General features: G+C 71.5%; 16 protein-coding genes. 7 read left to right on the forward strand and 9 right to left on the reverse strand.

Annotated features, from left to right (window positions below):
* Positions 1 to 75 precede the first annotated feature (75 nt).
* Together AB0M52_RS03245 and AB0M52_RS03250 are read left to right on the forward strand one after the other, a co-directional pair.
* Entirely contained in the window at positions 76 to 843 is a 768-nt protein-coding gene (locus AB0M52_RS03245) for an ABC transporter ATP-binding protein (RefSeq protein ID WP_363948196.1), read from the forward strand.
* On the forward strand, positions 843 to 3,395 hold the full coding sequence (locus AB0M52_RS03250; RefSeq protein ID WP_363948199.1) for an ABC transporter permease: 2,553 nt from the start codon (positions 843 to 845) through the stop codon (positions 3,393 to 3,395). The genes AB0M52_RS03245 and AB0M52_RS03250 overlap by 1 nt, the downstream gene beginning before the upstream one ends.
* Positions 3,396 to 3,447: 52 nt before the next feature.
* Here AB0M52_RS03250 and AB0M52_RS03255 read toward each other — a convergent pair whose 3' ends face one another.
* The 3 genes from AB0M52_RS03255 to AB0M52_RS03265 form a co-directional block, all read right to left on the reverse strand.
* Positions 3,448 to 4,095: an HAD family phosphatase gene (locus AB0M52_RS03255; protein WP_363948245.1), complete on the reverse strand. Its 648-nt coding sequence runs from the start codon at positions 4,093 to 4,095 to the stop codon at positions 3,448 to 3,450.
* A gap of 101 nt (positions 4,096 to 4,196) precedes the next feature.
* Positions 4,197 to 4,934 (reverse strand): neutral zinc metallopeptidase, encoded by a 738-nt coding sequence (locus AB0M52_RS03260; RefSeq protein ID WP_363948202.1) that lies wholly within the window; start codon positions 4,932 to 4,934, stop codon positions 4,197 to 4,199.
* Between the two features lie 144 nt (positions 4,935 to 5,078).
* On the reverse strand, positions 5,079 to 6,176 hold the full coding sequence (locus AB0M52_RS03265) for an ionic transporter y4hA (protein ID WP_363948205.1): 1,098 nt from the start codon (positions 6,174 to 6,176) through the stop codon (positions 5,079 to 5,081).
* A 139-nt stretch (positions 6,177 to 6,315) separates the two neighbouring features.
* On the opposite strand from AB0M52_RS03265, the gene AB0M52_RS03270 reads away from it, so the two are divergent.
* A complete protein-coding gene (locus AB0M52_RS03270; protein ID WP_363948248.1) occupies positions 6,316 to 7,914 on the forward strand; it encodes a phospholipid carrier-dependent glycosyltransferase in 1,599 nt (532 codons plus the stop codon).
* A gap of 95 nt (positions 7,915 to 8,009) precedes the next feature.
* Positions 8,010 to 8,438, forward strand: coding sequence for a DUF4362 domain-containing protein (locus AB0M52_RS03275; protein ID WP_363948208.1), 429 nt, complete (start codon positions 8,010 to 8,012; stop codon positions 8,436 to 8,438).
* A gap of 49 nt (positions 8,439 to 8,487) precedes the next feature.
* On the opposite strand, the gene AB0M52_RS03280 is transcribed toward AB0M52_RS03275, so the two are convergent.
* On the reverse strand, positions 8,488 to 8,718 hold the full coding sequence (locus AB0M52_RS03280) for a hypothetical protein (protein WP_363948211.1): 231 nt from the start codon (positions 8,716 to 8,718) through the stop codon (positions 8,488 to 8,490).
* Positions 8,719 to 9,333: 615 nt separating this feature from the next.
* On the opposite strand from AB0M52_RS03280, the gene AB0M52_RS03285 reads away from it, so the two are divergent.
* Positions 9,334 to 9,630, forward strand: a complete 297-nt coding sequence (locus tag AB0M52_RS03285) for a hypothetical protein (RefSeq protein WP_363948213.1) — start codon at positions 9,334 to 9,336, stop codon at positions 9,628 to 9,630.
* 550 nt (positions 9,631 to 10,180) lie between these two features.
* Here the strand turns inward: AB0M52_RS03285 and metH are convergent.
* Positions 10,181 to 13,696 (reverse strand): methionine synthase, encoded by a 3,516-nt coding sequence (gene metH, locus AB0M52_RS03290; RefSeq protein ID WP_363948216.1) that lies wholly within the window; start codon positions 13,694 to 13,696, stop codon positions 10,181 to 10,183.
* A 306-nt stretch (positions 13,697 to 14,002) separates the two neighbouring features.
* On the opposite strand from metH, the gene AB0M52_RS03295 reads away from it, so the two are divergent.
* Together AB0M52_RS03295 and AB0M52_RS03300 are read left to right on the forward strand one after the other, a co-directional pair.
* A complete protein-coding gene (locus AB0M52_RS03295) occupies positions 14,003 to 14,872 on the forward strand; it encodes a PAC2 family protein (RefSeq protein ID WP_363948219.1) in 870 nt (289 codons plus the stop codon).
* A gap of 243 nt (positions 14,873 to 15,115) precedes the next feature.
* Positions 15,116 to 15,907, forward strand: coding sequence for a GntR family transcriptional regulator (locus AB0M52_RS03300; protein WP_363948222.1), 792 nt, complete (start codon positions 15,116 to 15,118; stop codon positions 15,905 to 15,907).
* 176 nt (positions 15,908 to 16,083) lie between these two features.
* On the opposite strand, the gene mshC is transcribed toward AB0M52_RS03300, so the two are convergent.
* From mshC to AB0M52_RS03320, 4 genes are all read right to left on the reverse strand, one after another.
* The gene (gene mshC / locus AB0M52_RS03305; protein WP_363948224.1) at positions 16,084 to 17,322 is read right to left on the reverse strand and encodes a cysteine--1-D-myo-inosityl 2-amino-2-deoxy-alpha-D-glucopyranoside ligase; all 1,239 of its coding nucleotides are present in this window, start codon (positions 17,320 to 17,322) and stop codon (positions 16,084 to 16,086) included.
* A gap of 65 nt (positions 17,323 to 17,387) precedes the next feature.
* Complete coding sequence (locus tag AB0M52_RS03310) at positions 17,388 to 18,206, reverse strand: SCO1664 family protein (RefSeq protein ID WP_363948227.1); 819 nt, start codon at positions 18,204 to 18,206, stop codon at positions 17,388 to 17,390.
* Positions 18,203 to 18,778: a DUF3090 domain-containing protein gene (locus AB0M52_RS03315; protein ID WP_363948230.1), complete on the reverse strand. Its 576-nt coding sequence runs from the start codon at positions 18,776 to 18,778 to the stop codon at positions 18,203 to 18,205. The genes AB0M52_RS03310 and AB0M52_RS03315 overlap by 4 nt, the downstream gene beginning before the upstream one ends.
* A 181-nt stretch (positions 18,779 to 18,959) precedes the next feature.
* The gene (locus AB0M52_RS03320) at positions 18,960 to 19,673 is read right to left on the reverse strand and encodes an MSMEG_4193 family putative phosphomutase (protein WP_363948232.1); all 714 of its coding nucleotides are present in this window, start codon (positions 19,671 to 19,673) and stop codon (positions 18,960 to 18,962) included.
* Positions 19,674 to 20,194 lie beyond the last annotated feature (521 nt).

The following is a 20,194-nucleotide window of genomic DNA, read 5'->3' on the forward strand; positions in this document are numbered from 1 at the left end:
GGGCAGCACAGATGATGGAACTCGTGCCGGACCAGCGGGGGCGGCGCGATTTGACAGCGACGGAGAGGGTTAGACGTGACCGCTACGACAGGCCAGCCGGCCCCGGCCGCAGCCCGGGCGAGCGACGTGTGGAAGGTATACGGCAGCGGTGAGGCGCAGGTCATCGCGCTGCGGGGGGTCAGTGCCGAGTTCGAGCGCGGCCGGTTCACGGCGATCATGGGCCCGTCCGGGTCCGGCAAGTCGACGCTGATGCACTGCCTGGCCGGGCTGGACACGGTGACCCGGGGGACGGTGCACGTCGGTGACACCACGGTCACCGGTCTCGGCGACGCCGGGCTGACGAAGCTGCGGCGGGACAAGGTCGGCTTCATCTTCCAGCAGTTCAACCTGCTGCCCACCCTGACGGCCAAGGAGAACATCCTGCTGCCGCTGTCGATCGCCGGACGCAAGGCGGACCCGGCCTGGTACGACGTCGTGATCGACACGGTCGGGCTGCGGGACCGGCTGGACCACCGGCCGGCGCAGCTGTCCGGCGGCCAGCAGCAGCGGGTGGCGTGCGCCCGGGCGCTGGTGGCCCGCCCCGAGGTGATCTTCGCCGACGAGCCGACCGGCAACCTGGACTCGCGCTCCGGCGCGGAGGTGCTCAACTTCCTGCGCAACTCGGTACGCGAGCACGGCCAGACCATCGTCATGGTCACCCACGACCCGACGGCGGCGGCATACGCCGACCGGGTGGTCTTCCTCGCCGACGGGCAGATCGTCTCGGAGCTGATCGAGCCGACCGCCGACACGGTGCTGGACACGATGAAGAAGCTGGACACTCCCGCCGAGGTGGCCGGCTGATGTTCCGGGCGACTCTGAAGAGCCTGCTGGCCCGCAAGGTCCGGCTGGTGCTGTCCGGCCTGGCGGTGGTGCTCGGCGTCATGTTCGTCTCCGGCGCCTTCGTGCTCACCGACACCCTGGGCCGTTCCTTCGACCAGATCTTCGCCGACGCGTACGCCGAGGTCGACGTCAACGTGGCCGCCAAGCCGAAGCTCGCGGTCAACGAGTTCGAGGGCGAGCAGATCCAGACGCCCTTCCCGGCGGCCACCATCGAGACCGTGCGGTCGGTACCCGGGGTGGCCGAGGCCACCGGCACGGTGGTCGCCGACGGGGCCCGAATGATCGGCAGCAACGGCAAAGTGATCACCTCGTTCGGGCCGCCGCAGTTGGGCGGCAACTGGGTCGGCGAGAGCGACCTGGTGCAGCTGCGCGAGGGCCGGGAGCCACGCGCCGACGACGAGATCGTGATCAACAAGGCGTTGGCCAACGCGGGCAAGGTCGCCGTCGGCGACCGGGTGGGCGTGCTGACCCTGGCGCCGAAGGAAGAGTTCACCATCGTCGGTGTCTTCGGTTACAGCGGTGACCGGGACTCCCTCGGCGGCGTCAACGAGGTCATGTTCACCACCCCGGCCGCCCAGCGGCTGATGCTCGGTGAGCCGGACGTCTTCAACAACATCGTGATCAAGTCGGCGTCGGGGGTCTCCGACGACTCGCTGCGCGACTCGGTGGCCGCCGCATTGGGCGACGACTACGTGGTCAAGACCGGTGAACAGCTCTCCGCCGACGCCGCCGCCGGACTGAAGGAAGGACTGACCTTCTTCAACCGGATCCTGCTCGGCTTCGCCGCGGTGGCGCTGCTGGTCGGCACGTTCCTGATCCTGAACACCTTCTCGATCATCGTGGCGCAGCGCACCCGGGAACTGGCGTTGCTGCGGGCCGTCGGTGCCAGCGGCAAGCAGATCATCGGCTCGGTGGTGCTGGAGGCCATCGCCATCGGTCTGGTCGCCTCGGTGCTCGGCCTGGCCGCCGGCTTCGGTGTCGGCGCGCTGCTGGCGTACGCATTCAGCAACGTCGCCGGTGGGCTGACCCTGGCCACGCTGGGCATGCCCGCGGCGGCGGTGATCGGCGCGTTCGCGGTCGGCCTGGTGATCACCGTGCTGGCGGCGCTGCTGCCGGCGCTGCGCGCCGCGCGGATCCCCCCGATCGCGGCGATGCAGGATGTCGCCACCCCGGACCGGCCGCTGACCAAGGTGACCGTGGCCGGGGCGGTGGTGACCGCCCTCGGCGCCACCCTGCTCTTCCTCGGGCTGGGCGGCCACGCGGGCGGCAACACCCTGGCCACCATCCTCGGCGGCGTGCTGTTCGCCTTCATCGGCGTGGCCCTGCTCACGCCGCTGATCAGCCGGCCGGTGGTGGCCGCGCTCGGCGCGGTCTTCTCCGGCTGGACTCCGGGCAAGCTGGGCCGGCTCAACTCCGGGCGCAACCCGCGCCGGACGGCCATCACCGCCGCCGCGCTGATGGTCGGCATCGCCCTGGTCACCGGCATCACGGTGATCCTCGACTCGGCCAAGAGCAGCATCAGCGGCCTCGCCCAGGACACCATCAAGGCCGAGCTGGTGATCGCCGGGGCGCAGAGCGGCCCCCGCCCGCCCAGCTTCGACCCGGCGGTGCTGGCCGAGGCGAAGGCGATTCCCGGGGTGCGAATCGCCGACGGCCTCTACGGCGACATGGCCGAGATCGGCGGCGAGCAGACCTGGGTGGGAGCCCTGACGGAACCGTCGGCGCTGCGGCAGGTCTACGGGGTGACGGCCACCGCCGGTGACATCGACCGGCTGGCGCCGGACCAGATGCTGGTCAGCTCGGACGCGGCGGAGTCGCGCGGCCTGTCGGTCGGCTCGACGCTGGCGGTGCAGTTGGCACGCGGTGCGGAGCGGACGTACACGATCAGCGGCGTCTTCCAGAGCACGCCACTGTTCGGCACGCAGGCGGTGCTGCCGACCGAGGCGGCCCGCGACTTCAGCATCCAGCAACCGATCCAGGGCTTCATCCAGCTCGAACCCGGCACCCGGGTGGCGGACGTGCAGCCGCGCGTCGAGGCGCTGCTCGCGAACAGCCCGGAGGTCTCGGTGATCGACCTCGACGGGTTCATCGACCAGCAGGCCAGCCAACTCGACGGGCTGCTCCAGATGATCCAGATCCTGCTGGCGCTGGCCATCGTGATCGCCGTACTCGGCATCGTCAACACCTTGGCCCTGTCGGTGCTGGAGCGGACCCGCGAGCTGGGCCTGCTGCGCGCCATCGGCCTGCGCCGGTCGCAGACCATGGGCATGATCACCGTAGAGGCGGTGGTGATCTCGGTGTTCGGCGCGCTGCTCGGCGTGGCCGTCGGCGCCGGCCTCGGCGCCGCGGTGGTGGAGGCGCTCCGCGACGAGGGGATCACCAAGCTGGTCCTGCCCTGGGGCCAGATGGGCGTCTTCCTCGGCCTGGCCGCGATCATCGGTGTGGTCGCCGCGGTCCTGCCCTCGATCCGGGCCGCCCGGATCAACGTCCTGGGCGCCATCGCCCACGACTGAGATGCAAGGAAGGGCCCCCTGTTAACGCCTGGCGTTGTACAGGGGGCCCTTCTTAACGCGCGGAGCGGGTGAGCAGCGCGGCGAGCAGTTCCAGGTCCGCCGCGAGCAGGCTCTCCAGCTGGTGCACGCCGTCGCGGGGCGTCAGCGGCACCTCCGCCGGCACGGCCAGCACCGCCGCCCCGGCGGCGACCGCGCTGGCCACCCCGGTCGCCGAGTCCTCGATCGCCACGCAACGGGCGATCGGCACGCCGAGCAGCCGCGCGGCCGTCAGGTAGGGCTCCGGGTGCGGCTTGGTCGAGTCGACCTCGTCGCCGCAGACCACCACGTCGAAGCTGTCCCGGCCGAGGGTGTCCAGGGCGATCTCGACGAGGGCCCGGCCACTCGAAGTGACCAGGGCGGTCGGGATCCGCGCCGCGCGGACCGCCGCCAGCAACGCCAGCGCCCCCGGCCGCCACTGCAGGCCGGTGCGGAACAACTCCAGGATCCGGGCGTTGATCCACGCCGCGCTGGCCGCCGGGTCCCGGTGCGGCTGGCCCAGGTCGTCGTGCAGGATGCGCATCGAGTCGGCCATGCCGGTGCCGACGATGGCGCGACGGGCCGCGACGGAGAGGGTGCCGCCGTACGTCTGCGCGAGTTCCTGCAACGCGACGTCCCACAGCCGCTCGCTGTCGACCAGGGTGCCGTCCATGTCGAAGAGCACGGCGGCGGGGTGGCGGCTGGTCACCGGATCCTCCTCTGGTGCGGGTACCCGGTGGATCCTGTCAGCCCGCCGCCGCGGCGCGCCCGAGACAGTGACCTTTCTCAACCCAGATCGCAGACGGACAGCGACCGTTCGTACCCGCGGAAGAACGCCTCGGCCCGCTGCTCCGGGGTGCCGTGCGACCCCTCGGCGAACCACGGCTGGCCCGGGTCGTCGCCGACGGCCAGCAGTCCCTCGTTGAACTCGTCGAGGTCACCGTCTTCGAGGGTGAGCCGGCCGGCGCGCACAGAGTCACCGAGGTACGCCCCGGCCATGCAGTCGGCCTGCAACTCCTGCTGGATGGTGAAGTCGTAGCGGATTCCCAGCCGGGTCTGGATGCCGTGCGCGTACTCGTGGCCGAGCAGGTAGAACACGAACGCGTCGCCGATCTGCCGGAACGCGCCGAAGGACCAGTTGATGTCGTACGCGATGAAGTCACTGACCGTGCAGTAGACCGCGTTGTTGCGGGGCACCTCCTGCCCGCCGCAGGAGACCTCACCGTCGCGCTGGTACGGGATGATCCTCCGGATCGGCCGGAACGACTGCCCCGAGGCCTGGAACTGCTCGGCCCAGTACTGCTCGGCGACGTGCTGGGCGGCGGCCAGGTCCTGCTCGAACTCCTCGACCGTGTCGGTGCCGTCGGCCCGGGTCACCTCGGCGCTCGGCGACGCCGGCTCCCGTGGCCCGGTCGGCTGCTCCGGCTCGCCCACCGGTTCCACCATGCACGCGGCCGCCGCCACCAACGCCACCGCCAGGCCGGCGAGCCTTCCCCGGCGCTGCCCTCGCCCACCTTCCGCCACCGCATCCCTCCCACCTCGGTGATGCCGGTTCCAGTACCCCGACGGTACGACCGGCACGCCCGTCGCCGTCTGTTACGCCTGCCCTGCCCATCCGGTTCAGTCGGCGCGCCTCAGATCACCAACCGGGGGGCACCGCACTCTTGGTCAGGGACTGGCGGCGAGGAAGACGAAGGCGGCGAGCAGGACGAGGTGTACGCCGCCCTGCAACAGGGTGGCCCGGCCCGGCACCACGGTCAGCACGCCGGTGATGACGGTCAGCGCGAGCAGGGTGACCTGGGTGCCGCCGAGGCCGAGCAGCAGCGGCCCCTCCAGCCAGATGGAGGCGATCGCGATGGCCGGGATGGTGAGGCCGATGCTGGCCATGGCGGAGCCGAGGGAGAGGTTGAGGCTGATCTGCACCCGGTCGCGACGGGCGGCGCGAGCCGCGGCGAGGGTTTCGGGCAGGAGGACGAGCAGGGCGATGATGACGCCGACGAACGCCGGGGGCAGGTTCACCGCGGCCACGCCGGATTCGATGGCCGGGGAGACCGACTTGGCGTCGCCGACGACGGCGACGAGGGCCACGAGGAGCAGACCGAGGCTGATCAGCGCGCGTCGGGTGGTGGGTGGGTCCGCGTGCACCTCTTCCGGGAGGATCTCGCCCTTGCGGTTGACGGGGAGGAAGTAGTCGCGGTGGCGTCCGGTCTGGACCATGACGAACAGGAGGTACAGGGCCAGTGAGACGACCGCGGCGAAGGTGAGCTGGGCGGGGCTGAACTCCGGGCCGGCCCGGCCGATGGTGAAGGTCGGCACGACCAGGCTCAGGGTGGCGAGGGTGGCCACGGTGGCCAGGGCGCCGCCGGTGCCTTCGGGGTTGAACACGGCCAGGCGTCGGCGTAGCGCGCCGATCAGCAGGGACAGGCCGAGGATGCCGTTGCAGGTGATCATCACGGCGGCGAAGACGGTGTCCCGGGCCAGTGACTGGGTTTTCGGCCCGCCGCTGATCATCAGGGTGACGATCAGGGCGACCTCGATGACGGTGACCGCGACCGCGAGGACGAGTGATCCGTACGGCTCGCCGACCTTGTGGGCCACGACCTCGGCGTGGTGGACGGCGGCGAGCACCGCCCCGGCCAGGAACAGGCCGACCACGATCACCATGACGCCGCTGAGTTTCCGGTTCCAGGTCAGCGCCAACACCACGAGCGCCGCGATCGGCACGGAGACAGTCCAGGTGGTCATGGTCCGGCGCAACGCGAGCATGGCCTCATCCTGCCAGCAGACATGATCATGAGCGGCGATCCCGCCCAGGAGTCCCCCATCGGCGCTGCCCGCTCGCCGGCATCGGCACGGCCCGGTGGGCCTGCGAGAAGCGGAGTCACTCACCTACGATCTGCCGGTGATGGCGACCCACAGGGAAGAACAAGCCGCCGGTACGGCAGCCGTCGCCGATTCCTCCGGCACCCTCCGCCACGAAGCCCCGGAAATCGTCCGGCGACGCCTGTCACCGTTCGAGGCGAGCGGCAGCGTCTACTCCTGGTTGGCCACCATGCTGGTCGTCGCCATCGCCGGCGTGTTGCGGCTGGTCAATCTGGGCAGTCCACCCGGCAAGATCTTCGACGAGCGTTACTACGCCACCGAGGCGCACCATCTATTGCAGCGCGGCTTCGAGTGGGACGAGAAGAACAACACCGCCGCGTACGTCGTCCACCCGCCGCTGGGCAAGTGGATGATCGGGCTCGGCGAGCTGGTCTTCGGCTACCACGAGATCGGCTGGCGCGTCTCCGCCGCGGTCGTCGGCACCCTGTCGGTGCTGATCCTGGTACGCGTGGCGCGGCGGATGTTCCGGTCCACCGTGTTGGGCTGCGCGGCGGGGCTGCTGATGGCGCTGGACGGCATGCACCTGGTGATGTCCCGGGTAGCGCTGCTCGACATCTTCCTGATGTTCTTCATCCTCGCCGCGTTCGGCACCCTGCTGCTCGACCGCGACGACCGCCGGCGACGCTGGCTACGGGCGCTCGAAGCCGGCCTCGACCCCACCGCGCCGGGACCGGCCGGCCGCCCGCCGTTCGCGGTGCCCTGGTGGCGTCTGGCCACCTTCGTGCTGCTCGGCTGTGCGTGCGCGGTCAAATGGAGCGGCGTCTGGTACGTGCTCGTCCTCACGGTGCTGATGCTCTACTGGGAGATCCAGGCACGCCGCTCCGCAGGCGTACCGCGACCATGGCGGGCCGGTCTGGTCGGTGACATCGGCTGGCTGGCCCTCGGCGGCGCGCTCCTCCTCGTGGTCTACCTGGCGAGCTGGTCGGGGTGGCTGCTCACCGACGGCGGATACCTGCGGCACTGGCTGCGCGACACCGGCCACGACGAACTGCCGGTGGTGGGCGCGCTGCAAAACCTCTGGCACTACCACGTGGAGGCGTTGCGGTTCCACACCACGCTGGCAAAAGGGCATCCGTACCAGTCCTGGCCGTGGCAGTGGCTGCTGCTCGGCCGGCCGGTCGCCTTCGACTGGTGGTGCGACGGAACCTGCGGCGGATCAACCGCCGTCCGAGAGGTGCTGCTGCTGGGGACGCCCGTACTGTGGTGGTCCTTCATCCCGGCGCTGGCCGCGTTGACCTGGTTCGGGATCGCGAGGCGGGACTGGCGGGCCGTCCCCATCTGGGCCGGCGTACTCGCCGGTCTGCTGCCCTGGTTCTACTTCGCCGCCGCCGACCAGCGGACGATGTTCTACTTCTACGCCCTTCCCGCGGAGCCGTTCCTGGTCCTCGCCGTCGTCTACGTCCTCGGCGCGATCATGGCCTCGGCTCGTCCGTTCCCGTCAACCACCACCGGCAGCACACTGTCCGATCACGACCGACGCCTGATCGGCGCCGTCGTCGCCGGGGCGTACGTGCTGCTGGTCGCCGCTTGCTTCGCGTACTTCTATCCGCTCTACGTCGGCAAGGCCCTGCCGTACACCGAATGGGCCGCCCGGATGTGGTTGGGCAGCCGCTGGATCTGAGTCCGGATCTCGCCTCACTGCCCGGTTACTCTTGGCGTTTGAGCTGGCCGAACGGTCTGCGGAACCGCGCCGGCCAGGCCAACGTCCGACCCACCATGAGAAGACGAGGAATCGCGGCGCTGGCCGTCACACTGCTTCTGGCCGGCTGCGCGGCCCAGCCGACGCCTGCGGCTGGACCTCCGCCCCCGCCGTCCGAACCCTCGGTGGAGCCGGGCACGCGAGACTGCGGCACGTTCATCCTCGGCCAGGGCCAGGGGGTGCCGGTCGATGTAATGCAGTGCCTCATCCAGGCCGCCGGGGCCCGGCAGTCGGCCCGACTGGTCGTCACAAATCCCACGGTGGAAGGCGATCCCATCACCACCAGCTATGCGGTCGCGGGCGACGGGCGCGTGGAGGTCACCACCGACGCCCGGGCTGACCGGCTCGGCTCCGGAAAAGTGGAACGCCAGACCTGCACCGAGCCGGCCGTACAGGACGACCGCTGGCTAGGCTTCGCCACCTGCTCCAGCCCGAAGCTGGTCTGAGGCACCCGCCACCCTGCAACCGCCGCAACGGCCGGACGCGCAGTTCAGGTCAGGGCACCCGGTCGCCGACGCCAAGGCCGGACGACACGACGACGGTGGGGCAACGGCCGATGAAGGTTCGCAGGTCGGTCAATGCTTGTTGTGCGCCGTCATTGGTGTAGGTCCTGAGGACCTCGCTTCCCACCCAGAGCCAATCGGGATCCGCGTCATAGCTGAGGGTGGCGGCGGCCATCGCTGTCGGAGTTCCGGTTAGCCGCGCGGCCGACAGCAGCGGGATCATGCTGTCCGAACAGGATAGGTCGACACCTAAGGGTTGATCCCCAGCATCCCGCGGCATGACTGTCGCGATCTCCACAGTGAATCCGGGCGGCACTGAGTCCGTGGACAGCAAGCGTGCGGACAGCGTCGCGGAGTAGCCGGATCCGCCGGTCGCCGGAACTGCTGGGGAAGCTGGCGTCGTAGCTGGGGCCGAGCCCGTCGCCTGCGCCGTGGAGGGGATCGTCTCGCCGACTGACCGATCCGTTGGATGAGCCGTTGAAGAACCGCACCCGGTCACCAGGCAGACGGCCACCACCGCGACTAACCTACGCAGCACCATCCTGAGCACCGGGCAGACGCCACCTCTCGCGCGAGACGCGTCAGGCTACCAGCGCGTGGTACTTAGCCGTCGTCCGTGGGTGTCGGTCATCGGCCGGCACGGTCGTCCCCCAGTTGGTCACCCAGCCCGGGTGTCAGACGGTGAAGCGGAATGGGTTGTCGGCCTGACCTACGCCGCCTGGCCAGCCACCCACGTCAGGAGTTGACCGCTGTTGTTTGGGAAGTGTCGATGTCCGGCGGTAGCCTCCAGCCCGTGGGACGGCTAGTGGACCGGCGCCGGGACATCGCCGGTTGGTTGGTGACGCCGCTGTTCACCCTGGTGGCGGCTCCAGTGTTGGCCTGCATCGCTGGGGTGTTGGCAAGCCTCGGTAACAACGCCACTCGCACGCCGGCTCTGTGCGCGAAGGCCGTGGCCGACAACATGTGCGAGGAGACCACCCTCGGGGTGATCGGCGGGCATGTGGTGATCTCAGGCGCCATCTGGTTGCTGCTCTGGGTTATCCCGTGGTGGCGAGGTCTTCGCACGCTGCGCGTTCTGCTCGCCGTCGTTGCGACCGTTGTCCTTGTACTTCTGCCGGTGCGGATGGCCGCCTAGACCTTTGCCGGGCACGACTTCGCGGCACCGCGCTGGCGGAACGACTCCGGGTGGGCGGCGGTTGCGGCGGTTCTCGGGGCGGGGCTGCGCTACGAGGGTTTCGAGATGTGCGGGTGTTCGCGGGAACCGATCCCTACGACCTTGATTGACACGGCGAGGCATGGACCTGCGGCCAAGCGGTCACTCTCCCCGCCGCCAGTCCCCGTCAATCTCCCGCCGCTACCTGTCGACCTGGCACGGATCTGGCACGCCCTGCGGCTGCCTGGGCCCGCGCCACACGGCGCTCCATCCGCCATCGAACGAGACCGTAAGCCAGGAAGGGAAACGCGCCGAGCAAGAGGCCGCTGGCGACGACGACAAGCCAACCCATGACCCTGTCCCAGGCCGCCTGTTGAGCGACAACATCCTCCCAAGGAGGTTGCGGTTGCAGGACGACAGGAACGCAGCACCCAACCACGGTCGCCGCGATCACCATGAAGCCACCAGTGATCAGGGTGGGACGGCTCCGAGACATTGTGGGCAACAGTACAGGTCAGAGCACTTGCCCCGACTATTTGGCGTTGAAGTAGCTGGCCTCGGGGTGGTGGACGACGATGGCGTCGGTGGCCTGCTCGGGCATGAGCTGGAACTCCTCGGACAGCTGCACGCCGATCCGCTCGGCGCCGAGCAACTCCACGATCTTCGCCCGGTCCTCCAGGTCGGGGCAGGCCGGGTAGCCGAACGCGTACCGGCAGCCCCGGTAGTCGGTGCGCAGCAGGCCGGCCAGGTCGGCCGGGTCGTCGTCGGCGACGGTACGCCCGTCGGGCAGGGTCAGCTCAGCCCGGACCCGCTGGTGCCAGTATTCGGCGAGCGCCTCGGTCAGCTGCACGGACAGGCCGTGCACCTCCAGGTAGTCGCGGTACTCGTTGCGGGCGAACAGCTTGGCCGCGTACTCGCTGACCGGCTGGCCGACGGTGACCAGCTGCAACGCGACCACGTCGAGTTCCTCGCCGCGCGGCCGGAAGAAGTCGGCCAGGCACAGCCGCCGCTCCTGCCGCTGCCGGGGGAAGGAGAACCGGGCCCGCTCGGCGTGGCCGTTCTCGTCCAGCACCACCAGGTCGTTGCCCTCGGAGTAGGCCGGGAAGTAGCCGTACACCACGGCAGCCTCCAGCACCTGGTCGGCGATCAACCGGTCCAGCCAGTAGCGCAGCCGGGGCCGGCCCTCGGTCTCCACCAGTTCCTCGTACGACGGGCCCTTGCCGCCGCGCGCACCGCGCAGCCCCCACTGGCCCATGAAGGTGGCCCGCTCGTCCAGCAGCGCCGCGTAGTCGGCCAGCGGCACACCCTTGACCACCCGGGTGCCGTGGAACGGCGCGGCCGGCACCAGCACGTCGGTGGCCACGTCGGAGCGCACCGAGGCGTCGTCCAGCTCCGGGAGGGACTCGGCGACCACCGCGCGCTGCCGTTCGCGGCGAGCCCGCCGGGCCGCCAGGGCCGCCTCCCGCTCGGCGTCGATCACCGGCGCACCACCGCGCTTGGCGGTCATCACCCGGTCCATCAGGGACAGCCCCTCGAAGGCGTCCCGGGCGTAGTGCACCTGCCCGGGGAACATCGACCGCAGGTCGTCCTCGACGTACGCCCGGGTCAGCGCCGCGCCGCCGAGCAGGACCGGCCAGCGCTCCGCGACCCCGCGCGAAGCCATCTCGGCGAGGTTCTCCTTCATGATGACCGTGCTCTTGACCAGCAGGCCGGACATGCCGATGGCGTCGGCGCGGTGCTGCTCGGCGGCGTCCAGGATGGCGGAGATCGGCTGCTTGATGCCGATGTTCACCACCTCGTAGCCGTTGTTGGACAGGATGATGTCGACCAGGTTCTTGCCGATGTCGTGCACGTCGCCCTTGACCGTGGCGAGCACGATGCGGCCCTTGCCGCCGTCGTCGGCCTTCTCCATGTGCGGTTCGAGGTGCGCCACCGCGGTCTTCATCACCTCGGCGGACTGGAGCACGAACGGCAGCTGCATCTGCCCGGAGCCGAACAGCTCACCGACGACCTTCATCCCGTCCAGCAGGATGTCGTTGATGATGACCAGCGGTGCCGTGCCGGCGGCCATCGCCGTGTCGAGGTCGGCCTCCAGGCCGTTGCGCTCGCCGTCGATGATCCGCCGCTTGAGCCGCTCGTTGAGCGGCAGCGCGGCCAGTTCCTCGGCGCGGGTGGCCCGCGCGGAGGCCGCGTCGACGCCCTCGAAGATCTCGATGAACCGCTGCACCGGGTCGTAGCCCTCGCGGCGGCGGTCGTAGACCAGGTCGAGGGCGATCTCACGCTGCTCGTCGGGGATCTTCGACATCGGCAGGATCTTGCTGGCGTGCACGATCGCCGAGGTGAGCCCGGCCTGCACGCACTCGTGCAGGAAGACCGAGTTGAGCACCTGCCGGGCCGCCGGGTTGAGCCCGAAGGAGACGTTCGAGATGCCCAGAGTGAAGTTCACCCCCGGCCAGCGGCGGGCGATCTCGCGGATCGCCTCGATGGTCTCGATGCCGTCGCGGCGGGTCTCCTCCTGGCCGGTGGCGATCGGGAAGGTCAGCGCGTCGATGAGGATGTCGGAGCGGTGCATCCCCCACTGGCCGGTGAGGTCTTCGATCAGCCGCTCGGCGACGCGTACCTTCCATTCCGCCGTACGCGCCTGGCCCTCCTCGTCGATGAGCAGCGCGACCACGGCGGCGCCGTGCTCGGCGACCACCGGCATCACCCGCGCGTACCGGGACTCGGGGCCGTCGCCGTCCTCGAAGTTCACCGAGTTGACCACGCACCGGCCGCCGAGCATCTCCAGCCCGGCCTCGATGACCGCGGGCTCGGTCGAGTCGAGCATGATCGGCAGGGTGGAGGCGGTGGCGAACCGACCGGCCAGCTCGCGCATGTCGGTGGTGCCATCCCGGCCGACGTAGTCGACGCAGAGGTCCAGCAGGTGCGAGCCGTCGCGGGCCTGCCCGCGGGCGATCTCCACGCAGGACTGCCAGTCGGCGGCGAGCATCGCCTCCCGGAACGCCTTGGAGCCGTTGGCGTTGGTCCGCTCCCCCACCATCAGCACGCTGGCGTCCTGGGCGAACGGCACGTGGTGGTAGATCGAGGAGACACCCGGGTCGGTACGGGGCGCACGGGTCACCGGCCGGACGTCGCGCAGCCGCTCGGCGAGCACCCGGATGTGCTCGGGAGTGGTGCCGCAACAGCCGCCGACCAGCGCGACACCGTAGTCGAGGACGAACCGTTCCAGGGCGTCGGCCAGCTCCACCGGGCTCAGCGGGAAGTACGCCCCGTCCGGGGTGAGCACGGGCAGCCCGGCGTTGGGCATCACCGACACCGGGATACGGGAGTGCTGGGACAGGTAGCGCAGGTGCTCGCCCATCTCGGCCGGGCCGGTCGAACAGTTGAGGCCGATCAGATCGACGCCCAGCGGCTCGATCGCGGTCAGCGCCGCACCGATCTCGCTGCCCAGCAGCATCGTGCCGGTGGTCTCGACCGCCACGTGGACGATGATCGGCACCTGGCGGCCCGCCTCGGCCATCGCCCGCTGCGACCCGACCACCGCGGCCTTGACCTGGAGCAGATCCTGGCAGGTCTCGATGATCAGCGCGTCCACCCCGCCGGCGATCAGGCCGCCGGCGTTGCGCTGGGACGCGTCCCGCAGACTGGCGTAGTCGGCGTGGCCGAGGGTCGGCAGCTTCGTGCCGGGGCCGATCGAGCCGAGCACCCAGCGGGGCCGCTCCGGCGTCTCGTACGCGTCGGCGGCCTCGCGGGCCAGCCGCGCCCCCACCTCGGACAGTTCCCAGATCCGGTCGGCGATGCCGTACTCGGCGAGGTTCGGCAGGTTGGCGCCGAAGGTGTTCGTCTCCACGCAGTCGGCGCCGGCGGCGAGGTACGCCTCGTGCACCCCACGTACGACGTCCGGGCGGGTGACGTTGAGAATCTCGTTGCACCCCTCCAGACCGTCGAAGTCGTCGATGGTCAGGTCCGCGGCCTGCAGCATCGTCCCCATCGCCCCGTCGGTGACGAGGATCCGGTCTGCCAGCGCATCGAGCAACGAAGTCCGCACGGTCTCAGGTTAGTGCGGTGCGGTGGTCCCGCATCCCCGCGCGCCGCCCCTTCCCACATTGTGTCGCCGGGATCACGCTGACCGCTTTCACCAGTTATGCCGGTTGTCTGGTGTTGCCGCACGTCGGTGGTCGGCCGGGAAGCCGTCACCGGCACCCGCCCGAACCGGCGCGGCCGACGGGCCCTGTCCGGGCGCGGCACGTAGGCTGGCTGATGTGAGGGACTACAGCGACACCACCATGCACGGCGGGCGGACGACCGGGGCCGACCCCGGGGTCGCCGGTGACGAGCAGGGTGAGGTGACGGCGTGACCGAGTTCGACGGGCTGCCGGTGCTGCGGTCCCCGGTCGCCATCGCCGCCTTCGAGGGCTGGAACGACGCCGCCGACGCCTCGACCGCCGCCGTCGAGCACCTGGAACAGGTGTGGCAGGCCCGGCCGATCACCGAGCTGGACCCGGAGGACTTCTACGACTTCCAGGTCAGCCGGCCCACCATCGCCATGTCCGACGGCGCCACCCGACGGGTCGAGTGGCCGACCACCCGGTTCACCGTGGCCAGCCCGGCCGGCACCGACCGGGACGTGGTGCTGATCCGCGGCATCGAGCCGAGCATGCGCTGGCGCACCTTCTGCGAACAGGTGCTGGAGATCTGCCACAGCCTGGAGGTCGAGCGGGTGGTGCTGCTCGGCGCACTGCTGGCCGACGTGCCGTACACCCGGCCGCTGCCGATCAGCGGCAGCGCCTCGGACGCCGACGCGGCCAAGCGCTACCAGCTCACCCCCACCCGCTACGACGGGCCGACCGGCATCGTCGGCGTACTGCACGACGCCTGCACCCGCGCCGAGGTCGACGCCGTCTCGTTCTGGGTGCACGTACCGCACTACGCCAACAACCCGCCCTGCCCGAAGGCGACCCTCGCCCTGCTGCACCGGGTCGAGGAGGTGCTCGACCTGCCGGTGCCGATGGCCGACCTGGCCGAGGAGGCGGCCGAGTGGGAGCAGCGGGTACGCAGCGCCGCCGAGCAGGACGCCGAACTCGGCGAGTACGTTCGGGAGTTGGAGGAGCGCGTCGGCGACGCGGGCATCACCCCGTTGACCGGGGACGAGATCGCCCAGGAGTTCGAGAAGTACCTGCGCCGCCGCGGCGGCTCCGCCGGCCCCACCGCCGGTTCCTGGTAACCCCACCCCCGCTCCTTCCGAGGCCCCGGGCGCGTAGCCGCCCCGGGCCTCGGCCGTCTCCCGGGCCGCTGCATGCTGGGGCGGCCGGTGGCCGGCGACGGCCGGTCGCGCGCATGGCAGCGCTGCCCGGGTCGACGCGGGTGCGCCTCCCCGCGCCGATGCGAGCGGGGTTCGGCGCGTGTCGGGGTGGCGCGGATCACCCCGCCTACGGCATCCTAGGAACCTAGCTGATGGGAGGGTGGTATGCAGATCAATCCGGGCGCGGCAGAGTTTCCGCACCGGCAGATCGCCACGCAGCTCAAGGCGCAGATCCGCCGCGGCGACTGGGGTCCTGGCGAGCGGCTGCCGTCGATCCCGGCCATCGCCGAGATGTTCGGGGTGGCGAAGCAGACCGTGCAGCGCGCCGTCGACCAGCTGCGGGTCGAGGGCGTACTGATCACCAAACCCGGCTCCGGTACGTACGTGCGAGGCACCCGCCGGCGGCTCAACCGGCTCTCCCGGGGCCGCTACGGCGGCTTCCGCGGCTACCACACCGACCTGGCCGCCCGGTACCGTCAGCAGCTCGTCGCCGTCGGCCGCTCCCCCGCGCCGCCCGAGGTGGCCGACGCGTTCGGCGTACCGGACGGCACCGAGTTGCTCTGCCGCCGGCACCTGGTGCGTACCGAGGACTCACCGGTGGAGGTGGGGGCTTCCTGGTTCCTGCCCGCCGACACCGCCGGAACCTCGCTGGAGCGCGCCGAGGCGTTCGGCCGTCCGCTCTACCAGGAGGCCGAGGAGGCCATCGGTCGGCGGTACGCGACGGCCACCGACACGATCACCGCACGCCAGCCCAGCCGGGAGGAGGCGGAGACCCTCCAGATCCGTCCGGACACCCCCGTGCTGCACCTGCTGCACGTGGCGTACGACCCGCACCGCAAGCCGATCGAGGTCGCTCAGGCCACCTGGCCCGGCCCGGTCACCACCCTCACCGAGGAGTACAAGATCCCCGCTCCCGCCGAGGCCCCCCACCCCGACCCCGGCCTGGTCCTCGGCTGACCGCACCTCGCCCCGCCCCCGGGGCCGATCGCCATTCCCCGCCGCGCGACTGACCCCGCCGCGCCACCGCTCCGGGGCCGGTGAGGCGGCCCGACGCCGGGCAGACCCGGAAGCCGGCAGACCCCGGGCCGGCAGTGCCGGAGGTGGGCAGGCCGGATCGCCCCGGCGCTGGGGCGTCAGAGGCGGATGCCGAGGAGGGCGTCGAGGGCGTCGGCGAACAGGGCCGGTGCGGTCGGGTCGTCGCCGGTGCCGGCGAGGGTCTGCTCGGCCCACTCGTCCGCCAGCCGCAGGGCGCCCGGCGAGTCGAGGTCGTCGTTGAGGCGGTCGCGTACGCCGGCCAGGAACGCCGGCCCGGACGGCCCGGCGGGCGCGACGGCGGCCCGGCGCCAGCGGCGCAGGCGCTCCTCGGCGGCGGTCAGCAGGTCCTCGGTCCAGGACCGGTCGGCGCGGTAGTGGCCCGAGAGGAGCGCCAGCCGGACCGCCATCGGGTCCACCCGGTCGGCGCGCAGCCGGGAGACGAAGACCAGGTTGCCCCGGGACTTGGACATCTTCTCGCCGTCCAGGCCGATCATCCCGGCGTGCACGTAGTGCTCGGCGAAGGGCGCCGCACCGGTCAGCCGCTCGGCGTGCGCGGCGGAACACTCGTGGTGCGGGAAGAGCAGGTCGTTGCCGCCGCCCTGCACGTCGATGGTGGACCCGAGCAGGCCCAGCGCGATCACCGCGCACTCGATGTGCCAGCCCGGCCGGCCCGGGCCGAGTTCGCCGCCGGGCCAGGACGGCTCGCCATCGCGGGCGCCCCGCCACAGCAGCGGGTCCAGCGGGTCGCGTTTGCCGGCCCGGTCCGGGTCGCCACCCCGCTCGGGGAAGATCTCCAGCATCTCGTCCCGGGAGAGGTTGGACTCGTAGCCGAACCGCGGCGCGGTCGAGATGTCGAAGTAGACGTCCCCGGTGCCGTCCTCCAGACGGTACGCGGCACCGTCCTTGAGCAGCACCAGCACCTTCTCGGCGATGTCCGGGATCGACTCGACCGCACCGACGTAGTGCGCCGGCGGGATGATCCGCAGCGCCTCCATGTCCTCCCGGAACAGCGCCGTCTCCCGCATCGCCAGGACCTTCCAGTCCTCGCCGTCGCGGTCGGCCCGTTCCAGCAGCGGATCGTCGATGTCGGTGACGTTCTGCACGTACCGCACCTCGTGGCCCGCGTCGCGCCACATCCGCTGCACCAGGTCAAACGTGATCATGGTGGCGGCGTGGCCCAGGTGGGTGGCGTCGTAGGGGGTGATGCCGCAGACGTACATGGTCGCCGGGCCGGACGGGTCGGACGGGTGCACATCCTGCCGCGCCGAGTCGAACAACCTCAGCGGCCCGCTCCTGCCCGGCAGCCGCGGCACCTCGTGCCCCATCCAAGAGTCCATGACGATCAGCCTAACCAGCACCGGGTCGCCGGCAGGGCGAGCCGGGGGTGATCAACGCGACAGGCTCACAGGGGCGGCCACGGCACGGCCGGCCAGTCCCGCGACGGCTGCGGGAAGCGGCCGCCCTCGCGCAGCCGGTCGATCCGGGCCGCCAGCTCGGTGATCTCGCCGAGGGTGAGGTGCTCGGCCAGTTCCTCGCCGAGCGGGCCGGCGACCTGACGGGCGAGGCAGTCGAGCGTCTCGACGGCGTCGGCGGGCAGCGGCCGGCCGGCCCAGCCCCAGAGCACCGTCCGCAGCTTCTCCTCCACGTGGAAGCTCACCCCGTGGTCGACCCCGTGGACCCGGTCGTCCGGGCCGAGCAGGACGTGGCCGCCCTTGCGGTCGGCGTTGTTGATCACCGCGTCGAGCACCGCGAGCCGGGCCAGCCGCGGGTCGTCGGCGTGCGCCAGGGCGTACGGGGTGCCGTCGTCGTCGCGCGCCGCCGCGACCGGAAACCACCGGGGCGGCAACGCGTCTGCCGGCACGAACCCGACCAGCGGTTCGGCGTCCTCCGGCTCGTCGATCCACAGCTGGCACGAGCCCGGGCCGAACGGTCCCTCGCGCAGCACCGTCGGCGGTACCAGGTCCCAGCCGGTGGCCGCGGAAACCAGGTAGGCGGCGACCTCGCGGCCGGCCAGGGTGCCGTCCGGGAAATCCCACAACGGCCGCTCCCCCCGGACCGGCTTGTACACACACCGCGCGGCCGCCCCGTCCAGGGTGAGGATGCCGCGCAGGGTGGTGTTCGACGCGTCGACCAGCCGCCCCTCGACGGTCAGTTCGCCGTCGTGCAACAGGCGCAGCGCGGCACCACCGTCCTGCCGGGGTGCCAGGCCGGACGAGGTCACCGGTGGTAGCCGTTGTGCCGGGGGCAGAGGTGACCGGCCGGGTCGAGCGGCTGGCCGCACAGTGGGCAGGGGGGACGGCCGGCGTTGACCACTCGCCGGGCCCGCTCGATGAACGCGCGGGTCGCCTCGGGTGTCAGTCGCACCCGGAGCCGGTCAAGGTCCTCGTCGGGTTCGACGTCGTCGGCCTCGTCGTCCTCCGACTCGCCCAGCTCGATCTCCGTCTCCGCCTCGCCGACCGCGATCGCCTCGATCACCACGGTCGCGGTGTCCGCGTCGAAGGCCAGGCCCAGCGTGCCGACCCGAAACTCCTCGTCGACCGGCGTGTCCAGCGGCTCGTTGTCACCGAGCGAGACGGGGGCCTCGGGCAGGTCCACACCGAACCGGCGCTGCGCCTCGGTGAGCAGTTCCTCCAGCTTCTCGGCGAGCAGGGAGACCTGGACCTTCTCCAGCGCGACGCTGACCAGCCGGCCGCCGCCGCGCGCCTGGAGAAAGAACGTGCGCTCCCCCGGCGGCCCGACGGTCCCGGCAACGAACCGCTCCGGCGGCTCGAAGGCGTGCACCTGGTGGGTCATACCCACGACCCTATCCGGCGGCCCCACGCACCGCGCACCCCACCGACCCGAATCGCGGCCCGCCCGCCGGCCGGGGTGGCGGCCCATCCGCCCGCCGGGGTGGCGGCCCATCCGCCCGCCGGGGTGGCGGCCCATCCGCCCGCCGGGGTGGCGGCCCATCCGCCGGCCGGGTCCGGGTGCCTCACCGGGACGCCCCCGCGCCGCCGCCGACCGCAGCGTCCGAGTCGGCCGGCCGGCTGGCCCGCCGACGCCGCTTGCGCGGCGGCGGGACCAGCCCACTCAGGTCGCCCCCGATGTCGTTGAGCCGGACCAGGAAGGGACGCAACGGGGTGTAGCGGATCGCGGTCACCGACGCCGGGTCCACCACGATCCGCTGAAAGAGATCCAGGTGTACGCCGAGCGCGTCCGCGACGATCGCCTTGATCACGTCGCCGTGGCTGCATGCCAGCCAGACCGCCTCGGGCCCGTGCTCGGCGGTGACCCGGGCGTCCCAGGCGCGTACCGCCGCGACCGCGCGGGCCGCCATCTGCGCCATCGCCTCGCCCTCGGGGAAGACCACCGCGCTGGGATGCTGTTGCACCACCGACCAGAGCGGCTCCTTGGCCAGCTTCTTCAGCGGCTGCCCCTCCCAGCTGCCGTACCCGCACTCGATCAGCCCCTCCTCGACCACCGGCGACGCCTGCGGCAGGGCCAGTTCGAGGGTCTGCCGGCAGCGGATCAGCGGGCTGGTCACGACGGCCGCCAGCGGCACGGCGCGCAGCCGCTCACCCACTGCGGCGGCCTGGCCCCGGCCGGTCTCGTCCAGCTCGACCGGTTGCCGGCCGGCCAGGCCGCCATCGGCGTTGGCGGTGGTACGTCCGTGCCGCAGGAGCAGAAGTGTCGCCACGCGGACCACCCTAGGCCCTCGTACCGCCCATCTCGGCCGTCCCACCACGGATCCCGCCATCACGGCACGCCCCGCCGCGCGACCTGGATCGGCCGGCGGGGTGCCCCGGCTCGGCCGGTCGCGGACACCAATCGGCACCACGCCCGGATAATCCCGTTCGACCCCGGTCTGGGTCGCGGCGAGCGACCGCCCAGGCCGTGGCTGGCGACCCAGACCGGAGGAGGCCGCTGACCCGGGCTGGAGTTGTGGGTACGTTTCTTGCTGCGCGGGCAACAAGAAACGTACCCAGACCGGGCGAACAACGGACCCCGCCATCCGGAGATAGCGCCCGGACTGGGTCATTTGTCCGGCATGTCGAGTCAGCCGCGGCCCGCTGGCGGAATCTCGGGTGGGCGGGCGGCGTTGTATCGGGTGGCTGATCGAGCAGGGCCGCCCGCCCTCCGTGGGTGTGGGTGTGGCCGGCGGTTCGGCGGAATGATCCGGGCCGGTCGGTCGTTGTACATGGTCCCGGCGCCGCGAAGGGCCCTCCC

Source organism: Micromonospora sp. NPDC051296 (genome assembly GCF_040682255.1).
GTDB lineage: Bacteria > Actinomycetota > Actinomycetes > Mycobacteriales > Micromonosporaceae > Micromonospora > Micromonospora craterilacus.

Bases quoted from the DNA above. Each gene is read 5' to 3' on its own strand.
- AB0M52_RS03250 (WP_363948199.1), top strand. From the start codon at position 843: ATGTTCCGGGCGACTCTGAAGAGCCTGCTGGCCCGCAAGGTCCGGCTG.
- AB0M52_RS03265 (WP_363948205.1), bottom strand. From the start codon at position 6,176: ATGCTCGCGTTGCGCCGGACCATGACCACCTGGACTGTCTCCGTGCCG.
- AB0M52_RS03270 (WP_363948248.1), top strand. From the start codon at position 6,316: ATGGCGACCCACAGGGAAGAACAAGCCGCCGGTACGGCAGCCGTCGCC.
- AB0M52_RS03275 (WP_363948208.1), top strand. From the start codon at position 8,010: ATGAGAAGACGAGGAATCGCGGCGCTGGCCGTCACACTGCTTCTGGCC.
- AB0M52_RS03280 (WP_363948211.1), bottom strand. From the start codon at position 8,718: ATGATCCCGCTGCTGTCGGCCGCGCGGCTAACCGGAACTCCGACAGCG.
- AB0M52_RS03300 (WP_363948222.1), top strand. From the start codon at position 15,116: ATGCAGATCAATCCGGGCGCGGCAGAGTTTCCGCACCGGCAGATCGCC.
- mshC (WP_363948224.1), bottom strand. From the start codon at position 17,322: ATGGACTCTTGGATGGGGCACGAGGTGCCGCGGCTGCCGGGCAGGAGC.
- AB0M52_RS03315 (WP_363948230.1), bottom strand. From the start codon at position 18,778: ATGACCCACCAGGTGCACGCCTTCGAGCCGCCGGAGCGGTTCGTTGCC.